Consider the following 1,080-nt stretch of genomic DNA (forward strand, 5'->3'; position numbering starts at 1 on the left):
GCCGTCGACCTGTTCCGCACCGGCATGGTGTTCGACGAGGCGAGCCCCTGGCTGCAGGTGACCACCTGCGCCGGCCGCCCGGGCTGCGCCAAGTCGCTGGCCGACGTCCGCGCCGACGCGGTCACCGCCGTCTCCACCCGGACGCTGCCCGCCGGCGGCGCCCGACAGCACTGGGCCGGCTGCGAGCGCCGCTGCGGCCGACCACAGGGTGGGGTCGTCGACGTCGTCGCGACGCCGTCCGGCTACGAACTCTGGATCGATGAGGACTGATGTACTCCTACGAGCACGACGGCGCCGAGATCTACCGGCAGTCCTTCGCCACCATCCGCGCCGAGGCCGACCTGTCGGGCCTGCCCGAGGACGTCGCCCAGGTCGCCGTCCGGATGATCCACGCCTGCGGGCAGGTCGACCTGGTGGCCCACGTGGCCTTCTCCCCCGACGTCGTCCGGGCCGGCCGCAAGGCGCTGGAGTCCGGCGCCCCGGTGCTGTGCGACGCCCAGATGGTCGCCTCCGGCGTGACCCGCAAGCGGCTGCCGGCGTTCAACGAGGTCGTCTGCACCCTCAACGACCCGCGCACCCCCGACCTGGCCCGGGAGATGGGCACCACCCGCACCGCGGCGGCGATGCACCTGTGGGGCGACCGGCTGGACGGCGCCGTGGTCGCGATCGGCAACGCCCCCACCGCGCTGTTCCACCTGCTGGAGATGGTCCGCGACGGGGCCCCGCGCCCGGCCGCGGTCATCGGCATCCCGGTGGGCTTCATCGGCGCGGTCGAGTCCAAGGAGGCGCTGGCCGCCTCGGACCTGGAGTTCCTCGCCGTCCGCGGCCGGCGCGGTGGCAGCGCCATCACCGCCGCCGCCGTCAACGCGATCGCGAGCACCGCCGAATGAGGGGCCGCGAGACGCGCCGGATGACCACCAAAATGGCCATTTTGGTGGACGGGGGGCACCGGTGACCGGGCCAGTTCCAGGGCGTGCGCCGCGCGCTCGGCCTCCACCCGGTTGTCGCTGGGGTGCCTGGTCTGCCGCGGGTTGGCCGGCACCCGGTCCAGGTAGGGGCCGTAGCCGACCAGGTCGTCGG

General features: G+C 74.4%; 1 protein-coding gene and 1 pseudogene. Both read left to right on the forward strand.

All coding sequences use genetic code 11. The annotated features are described in order from the left end of the window. Positions 1–270 (forward strand): annotated as a pseudogene (locus tag G5C62_RS27230) (precorrin-3B synthase); the annotation flags it as partial. Beyond that, a complete protein-coding gene (locus G5C62_RS27235; protein WP_164703442.1) occupies positions 270–890 on the forward strand; it encodes a precorrin-8X methylmutase in 621 nt (206 codons plus the stop codon). The pseudogene G5C62_RS27230 and the gene G5C62_RS27235, both read left to right, overlap by 1 nt. The last annotated feature ends 190 nt before the right edge of the window (positions 891–1,080 follow it).

This window comes from Modestobacter sp. KNN46-3 (genome assembly GCF_011039295.1).

Coding starts and splice junctions, on each gene's coding strand:
- G5C62_RS27235 (WP_164703442.1), top strand. CDS start 270: ATGTACTCCTACGAGCACGACGGCGCCGAGATCTACCGGCAGTCCTTC.